Source organism: Streptomyces sp. NPDC046881 (assembly GCF_040645015.1).
Taxonomy (GTDB): Bacteria; Actinomycetota; Actinomycetes; order Streptomycetales; family Streptomycetaceae; genus Streptomyces.
Window position 1 is genome coordinate 120801 of record NZ_JBEYXJ010000011.1, and the last position, 7202, is coordinate 128002.

6 protein-coding genes and 1 rRNA gene are annotated in these 7202 nt (G+C 74.2%); 5 read left to right on the forward strand and 2 right to left on the reverse strand.

Annotated elements, in window-relative coordinates; all coding sequences use genetic code 11:
• Positions 1–59: 59 nt before the first annotated feature.
• Positions 60–1211, reverse strand: a complete 1152-nt coding sequence (gene mtnA / locus ABZ923_RS08615) for an S-methyl-5-thioribose-1-phosphate isomerase (RefSeq protein ID WP_361468495.1) — start codon at positions 1209–1211, stop codon at positions 60–62.
• Positions 1212–1351: 140 nt separating this feature from the next.
• On the opposite strand from mtnA, the gene ABZ923_RS08620 reads away from it, so the two are divergent.
• The 5 genes from ABZ923_RS08620 to ABZ923_RS08640 all read left to right on the forward strand — a co-directional run bounded on the left by ABZ923_RS08620 (position 1352) and on the right by ABZ923_RS08640 (position 7022).
• Complete coding sequence (locus tag ABZ923_RS08620) at positions 1352–2737, forward strand: glycerophosphoryl diester phosphodiesterase membrane domain-containing protein (protein ID WP_361468497.1); 1386 nt, start codon at positions 1352–1354, stop codon at positions 2735–2737.
• A 73-nt stretch (positions 2738–2810) separates the two neighbouring features.
• Entirely contained in the window at positions 2811–3530 is a 720-nt protein-coding gene (locus tag ABZ923_RS08625) for a DUF4129 domain-containing protein (protein WP_361468527.1), read from the forward strand.
• On the forward strand, positions 3527–4723 hold the full coding sequence (locus ABZ923_RS08630) for a DUF4350 domain-containing protein (RefSeq protein ID WP_361468498.1): 1197 nt from the start codon (positions 3527–3529) through the stop codon (positions 4721–4723). The genes ABZ923_RS08625 and ABZ923_RS08630 overlap by 4 nt, the downstream gene beginning before the upstream one ends.
• Positions 4723–5712, forward strand: coding sequence for a MoxR family ATPase (locus ABZ923_RS08635; protein WP_361468501.1), 990 nt, complete (start codon positions 4723–4725; stop codon positions 5710–5712). Before ABZ923_RS08630 ends, ABZ923_RS08635 begins: the two co-directional genes overlap by 1 nt.
• On the forward strand, positions 5712–7022 hold the full coding sequence (locus ABZ923_RS08640; protein WP_361468504.1) for a DUF58 domain-containing protein: 1311 nt from the start codon (positions 5712–5714) through the stop codon (positions 7020–7022). Before ABZ923_RS08635 ends, ABZ923_RS08640 begins: the two co-directional genes overlap by 1 nt.
• A gap of 93 nt (positions 7023–7115) precedes the next feature.
• Here the strand turns inward: ABZ923_RS08640 and rrf are convergent.
• Positions 7116–7202, reverse strand: a 5S ribosomal RNA gene (rrf, locus tag ABZ923_RS08645); the annotation flags it as partial.

Here is a 7202-nt window from a genome sequence, read left to right on the forward strand (position 1 = left end):
AGTCGTACGGGGCCGTCACTGTCTGCCCCTGTCCGTCGACGTCCCTCTCGCTGCGGCTCTCACCGCGCCGTAGGCGGCGCCCCGGCCGTGGACCTGGCACACATCTCCGCGAGGGCCTCGGCCGTCACGGGGGAGACGGCGCCCTCCTCGGTGACGACCGCCGTCACCAGCTCGGGAGGCGTCACGTCGAACGCCGGGTTGTACGCCTGTGTCCCCAGCGGAGCCACCGGAACCCCGCCCCCGGCACCCGTCACCGGCACCTGCGGCGCCGCGACCTCGGTCACCTCGAAGCCGGGGCGCTGCTCGACCTCGATGGCCGCCCCGTCGGGCGTGTCCAGGTCGACCGTCGTCACCGGCGCCACCACGATGAACGGCACATGGTGGTACCGGGCGAGTACCGCGAGCGGATAGCTCCCCACCTTGTTCGCCACCGAGCCGTCGGCGGCGATCCGGTCCGCACCGATCAGCACCGCGTCCACCTCGCCCGCCGCGAACAGCGAACCCGCCGCGTTGTCCGTGAGCAGCGTGTACGCCATGTCGCTGCGGGCCGCTTCGTACGCCGTCAGGCGAGCGCCCTGCAGCAGCGGACGCGTCTCGTCCACCCACAGCCGCCGCAGCCGCCCCGCCCGGTGCGCCGCCAGGGCCACCGCGAAGGCCGTGCCCTCACCGCCCGACACCAGCGAGCCGGTGTTGCAGTGGGTCAGGATCCGGTGCCCGCCGCCGGGCAGCAGCTCGTCCAGCAGCGCCAGACCATGGGCCGCCATCCGGGCACTGGCCTCGGCGTCCTCCTGGTGCAGTGCCCGCGCCGCGGCCAGCGCCGCCACGGCGGCCGCGGTGGGGTCGCCGGTATCGGCCAGCGCCGCCCGGTGCGCGGCCTCGGCCCGGCGCACCCCGACGGACAGGTTCACCGCGGTGGGCCGGGCTCCCTCGAGCGCCCGGGCCGCCTCGGCCACGTCGAAGCCGCGCGCGGCGGCGAGCGCGACGCCGTACGCCCCCGCGATCCCCAGCAGCGGCGCCCCGCGCACGGCGAGCGAACGGATCGCCTCCACCAGCGCCGCCGCGTCCGTGCACACCAGCTCGACCTCTTCGGCCGGGAGCCTCGTCTGATCGAGAAGGACCAGTACGGGACCTTCTGGTGGTTCCTCCCATCGGATCGCAGGTATCTCGGTCGGCCGCCTGTCCCCGCTGGTTCGCTCCTGCTGATCAGCCATGCCGTCAGTCTGCCCCGGATCCGGCGGACAATTGAAGGAGTCCAGCCCCGACCGCGGCCGATCCCCCGGTGACCAGCCCATGGCACGATGGCTGCCAACCTGCCGCCGCGTCCGCGGACGGGCATCGAGAAGGAGCTTCGATGACAGACACTCCGGGCTGGGCATCGCCCGGATCCGCCCCGTCGTCCGAGGGTCGGGAACCCGGTGCGTCCGGCCCCGCCGAGCCCGCCGACCACCCCGGCCCCAGCGGGCCCGCACCCCAGCCGGGCCCGGACGCGCAGAGCCCAGGCGGGAAGTGGTCCAAGGAGCAGCCGCCACCCGGCCAGTGGTCGGCCCCCACCGGTGCCCCCGGCCCCCACCAGGCCCCGCCGCCCCCACCGCCCGGCCCGGGCTGGGGCGGCCAGCAGCCCGGCGGCCCCGGCCCCGGCGGCTACGGCGGCGGATACGGCGGCCCGCCACCCGGCCACGGCGGTTACGGCACCCCCGGCGGCTACCCCGCCTGGGGCGGCGGCTGGGGCGGTCCCCCGCCCGCGGCCAAGCCCGGTGTCATCCCGCTGCGCCCGCTCGGCGTCGGCGAGATCCTCGACGGTGCCGTGTCCACCATGCGCACCTACTGGCGCACGGTCCTCGGCATCGCACTGGCCGTCGCCGCGGTCACGGACACCTGCCTCGTCCTCGTGCAGGGCTTCCTGCTCAACGACGCCCTCGCCGGCACGCAGCTCGACAGCCGGACCGCCACACCCGACGACGTCTACCGCGCCCTGCGCGGGTCCATGCTCGGCACCGGCATCATCACGGTGATCTCCGCAGCCGCCGTCATCGTCGCCACCGCCCTGCTCACGACCATCACCAGCCGCGCGGTTCTCGGCAAGCCGGTCAGCACCGGCGAAGCCTGGCGCGAGGCCCGCCCGCAGATCCCGAAGCTGGCCGGGCTGCTCGTCCTGCTCGGCCTGATCACCGTCGGTGTGACCGTCGCCGGCGCCCTGCCCGGCTTCCTCGTCCTGGTCGCCGGCGGCAGCGACGCCGGCGGAGCCGCGCTGTTCGCCCTCGGCATCCTCGGCGGCGTCGCCGTCGCGGTGTGGCTGGCCATCCGCTACTACCTGGCCGCCCCCGCCCTGATGCTGGAGCGCCAGAGCATCACCAAGTCCATGAGTCGCTCCGCCAAGCTCGTGCGCGGCTCCTGGTGGCGCGTCCTCGGCATCCAGCTGCTCGCCTGGCTCATCGCCAACATCGTCTCGGCGATCGTCACCATCCCGTTCGCCCTCATCGGAGCCGCCGTGAGCGGCGACGGCATGGACAACTTCCTCGGCACCAGCGGCGAACGCGTCGGCTGGGCGTTCCTGATCATCCGGGGGATCGGCTCCCTGATCGGCACCACGCTCACCCTTCCGATCAGCGCCGGCGTCACCGTGCTCCTGTACATCGACCTGCGCATCCGCCGCGAGGCCCTCGACCTCGAACTGGCCCGCGCCGCCGGTGTCCAGGGCTACGGCCCCGGCGCCCCCGGCCCCGTCCCCGGGAGCTGATGCGGTGAGCCTCACGGGGGCAGTGTTCACGGCGGCGGCCCCATCGGGCGCCGCCGCCTCGCTCGTACGGCAGCTGCTGCACGTGTCGGAACGGGCCGTGCTCGCGGCCGGCGGCTCGGGAGACGAGCCCCCGGTGACCATCCCGCGTGATCCCGCCCGCGAGGCGGCCCGGCGCGAGCTGTCCAAACGGATGTACCACGAGAACGACCCCAGCCTGCTCCAGCGGGCCCTGAACGCGTTCTGGGACTGGGTGGACCGGCTGTTCGGCGCGGCCGCCTCGGCCACCCCCGGCGGCACGGTCGGCCTGCTCGTCGTGATCCTCTTCGTCGTCGCCGTCCTGGCCGCCCTGTGGTGGCGCCTGGGCACCCCCCGCCGCCGACCCGTCTCCGCCGCCGTCCTGTTCGACGAGCGCCCCCGCAGCGCCGCCGAGCACCGCGCCGCCAGCGAGGCACACGCAGCCCAGGGCCACTGGAACCAGGCCGTCCAGGAGCGCATGCGGGCCCTCGTCCGCTCCCTGGAGGAACGCGCCCTGCTCGACGTACGCCCCGGCCGCACCGCCGACGAAGCGGCCGCCGAGGCCGGCCGCGTCCTCCCCGCGCACTCGGACCGGCTGCGCGCCGCCGCCCGCGAGTTCGACGACGTCACATACGGCGGCCGCAGGGCCGGCGAACAGTCGTACCACCGACTCGCCGAACTGGACCGCGACCTCGAACGCACCAAACCGGCCCTCGCCCACAGCCACGCCAGCACCACCAGCACGGCCCACAGCGCCCGCCAGGGGGCAGCCGAGTGACCACCGAGGCACCCCCGACGACCACCTCCACCGCGCCGACCGGCCGCCGGGTGTGGACCCGCGCACGCGGCATCGCACTCGCCGTCGTCGTGCTCCTCGCCGCCGCCGTCGCCATGGCCGCCGTACGCTCCACCACCCGGCACGGGGAACTCGACCCGCGCTTCGCCGACCCCTACGGCAGCCGCGCCGTCGCCCAACTCCTCGCCGAGCGGGGCGTCTCCACCCGCGTGGTCACCTCGCTCGGCGCCGCCCGCGCCGCCGCCGGCCCGGACACCACCCTGCTGGTCGCCGTGCCCGACCGCTTGACCCACCGTCAGCAGACCGAACTGCACGCGGCCACGGCACCCTCCGGCGGCCGGACCGTCCTGGTCGCGGCCGGCAGCTGGTCCGTCGAACGGCTCGCCCCCGGGGTCGCCGCGGACCCCGCCACCAGCGGCGAGGACACGCTCGCCCCGGACTGCGCCCTGCCCGAAGCCCGGCGCGCAGGCACCGCCGACACCGGCGGCCTCCGCTACACCACCACCCACCTCGACGCCGACTCCTGCTACCCCAGCGAACGACTCGCCACCCTGCTGCGCATCCCCGCGGCCTCCGGAGGCGGCGACACCGTCGTGCTCGGCGCGCCCGACATCCTCTACAACGACCGCCTCGACGAGCAGGGCAACGCCTCGCTCGCCCTCCAACTCCTCGGCTCCCGCCCCCATCTGGTCTGGTACCTCCCCTCGCTGTCCGACGCCGCCACCACGGAAGGCGGCGAGCGGAAGAACTTCCTCGACCTGCTCCCCTCGGGATGGCTCTGGGCCACCCTGCAGCTCTTCATCGCGGCGGCCCTCGCGGCCCTCTGGCGGGCCCGCCGTTTCGGCCCGCTCGTGCCCGAGAAACTCCCCGTCGCGATCCGCGCCTCGGAGACCGCCGAAGGCCGCGCCCGGCTCTACCGCAAGGCCGACGCCCGCGACCGCGCCGCCGCCGCTCTGCGGGCCGCCACCCGCGCCCGCCTCGCCCCCCTCGTGGGCGTCCCCGCGGCCCAGGCGCACGCGCCCGAGGCCCTGCTCCCCGCCCTGTCCGCTCACCTCTCCGGCGACGGACAGACCCTGCACTCCCTCCTCTTCGGACCGCCGCCCGGCGACGACGCGGCCCTCATCGCACTCACCGACCAACTCGACGCCCTCGAAAGAGAGGTACGCCGTTCATGATGGACCCGACCACTGACAACGCCGGGCAGAGCGGAGACGCGGGCACCGCACGCGCCTCCCTGGAAGCCCTGCGCGCCGAGATCGCCAAAGCCGTGGTCGGCCAGGACCCCGCCGTGACCGGCCTCGTCGTCGCCCTCCTCTGCCGCGGACACGTTCTACTAGAAGGAGTCCCCGGGGTCGCCAAAACGTTGCTCGTCCGCACCCTCGCGTCCGCACTGGAACTCGACACCAAGCGCGTGCAGTTCACCCCGGACCTGATGCCGAGCGACGTCACCGGCTCCCTCGTCTACGACGCCCGCACCGCCGAGTTCTCCTTCCAGCCCGGGCCGGTCTTCACCAACCTCCTCCTCGCGGACGAGATCAACCGCACCCCGCCCAAGACCCAGTCGTCCCTCCTGGAGGCCATGGAGGAACGCCAGGTCACGGTCGACGGCACCCCGCGCCCGCTTCCCGAGCCGTTCCTGGTCGCCGCGACCCAGAACCCGGTCGAGTACGAGGGCACCTATCCCCTCCCCGAGGCCCAACTCGACCGGTTCCTCCTGAAACTGACGATCCCTCTGCCGTCCCGCCAGGACGAGATCGACGTCCTCACCCGGCACGCCTCCGGCTTCAACCCGCGCGACCTGCGCGCCGCCGGCGTACGCCCGGTGGCCGGTCCCGCCGATCTGGCGGCGGCCCGCGCCGCGGTCGCCAAGACGACCGTGTCCCCCGAGATCACCGCCTACGTCGTGGACATCTGCCGCGCCACCCGCGAGTCGCCCTCCCTCACCCTGGGCGTCTCCCCGCGCGGCGCCACCGCCCTGCTCGCCACCTCCCGAGCATGGGCCTGGCTGACCGGCCGCGACTACGTCATCCCCGACGATGTGAAGGCCCTCGCCCTGCCCACCCTGCGCCACCGCATCCAGCTGCGCCCCGAGGCCGAGATGGAGGGCGTGACCGCGGACTCGGTCATCAACGCCATCCTCGCCCACGTCCCGGTCCCCCGCTGATGGCACTCACCGGACGCGCCGCCCTGCTGGCGGCCCTCGGCTCGATCCCCGTCGGCATCCTGGAACCGGGCTGGACGGGCATCCTCGCGGTCAACGGCCCCCTGGCCCTAGCCTGCGCCTGCGACTACGCCCTGGCCGCACCGGTGCGGCGTCTCCTGCTGAACCGCTCCGGCGACACCTCCACCCGCCTCGGCGACACGGCCGACGTCACGCTCACGATCACCAACCCGTCCAGCCGCCCTCTGCGGGCCCAGGTACGGGACGCCTGGCCTCCGAGCAGCTGGCAGCCGGGCACCGAGGTCGAGGCCTCCCGGCACCGGCTGACCGTGCCGCCGGGCGAACGCCGGCGCCTGACGACCCGGCTGCGCCCCACCCGCCGCGGCGACCGCGAGGCCGACCGCGTCACGATCCGCTCCTACGGCCCCCTCGGCCTGTTCTCCCGCCAGGGCGCCCACAGGGTGCCCTGGGCGGTACGAGTCCTGCCCCCGTTCACCAGCCGCAAGCACCTGCCGTCGAAACTCGCCCGATTGCGTGAACTCGACGGCCGCACCAGCGTCCTGACCCGTGGCGAGGGAACGGAGTTCGACAGCCTGCGCGAGTACGTCCCCGGAGACGACACCCGCTCGATCGACTGGCGAGCCACGGCCCGGCAGTCCGCCGTCGCTGTCCGCACCTGGCGCCCCGAACGCGACCGGCACATCCTCCTGGTCCTGGACACGGGCCGTACCTCGGCCGGCCGGGTGGGCGACGCCCCACGCCTGGACGCCTCCATGGACGCGGCCCTTCTGCTCGCGGCCCTCGCCTCCCGCGCCGGCGACCGCGTCGCCTTGCTCGCCTACGACCGCCGGGTACGCGCCCTGGTCCAAGGCCGTTCGGCAGGCGACGTGCTGCCTTCCGTCGTCAACGCGATGGCCTCGCTGGAGCCGGAACTCGTCGAGACCGACGCCCGTGGCCTCACCGCGACCGCGCTGCGAACCGCACCCCGCCGTTCCCTCATCGTGCTCCTCACGACGCTGGACGCGGCACCGGTCGAACAGGGTCTGCTGCCTGTACTCCCCCAGCTCACCCAACGTCACACCGTTCTGGTCGCCTCGGTAGCCGACCCGCACATCGCCGGCATGGCGCAGGCCAGGGGCACCGTGGAGGCGGTGTACGAGGCGGCGGCTGCCGCTCAGGCGCAGAGCGAGCGTCGGCGTACGGCGGAACAGCTTCGTCGTCATGGCGTGACGGTGGTGGATGCGACCCCGGAGGAACTGGCGCCGGCGCTGGCGGACGCTTATCTCGCTCTGAAAGCGGCGGGTCGGCTCTGAGCGGCTTTAATGCTGCCGTCCTTCCGGGGACGCGAAAAGGCTCCAGAACGCAGAAAACCCCCGCACCGAAGTGCGGGGGTTTTCCCAAAATTTGTTCGGCGGCGTCCTACTCTCCCACAGGGTCCCCCCTGCAGTACCATCGGCGCTGTGAGGCTTAGCTTCCGGGTTCGGAATGTAACC

What these genes read in the sequence shown, in the direction of transcription:
- ABZ923_RS08640 (WP_361468504.1), top strand. Translation starts at nt 5,712, where the DNA reads ATGGCACTCACCGGACGCGCCGCCCTGCTGGCGGCCCTCGGCTCGATC.
- ABZ923_RS08635 (WP_361468501.1), top strand. Translation starts at nt 4,723, where the DNA reads ATGGACCCGACCACTGACAACGCCGGGCAGAGCGGAGACGCGGGCACC.
- mtnA (WP_361468495.1), bottom strand. Translation starts at nt 1,211, where the DNA reads ATGGCTGATCAGCAGGAGCGAACCAGCGGGGACAGGCGGCCGACCGAG.
- ABZ923_RS08620 (WP_361468497.1), top strand. Translation starts at nt 1,352, where the DNA reads ATGACAGACACTCCGGGCTGGGCATCGCCCGGATCCGCCCCGTCGTCC.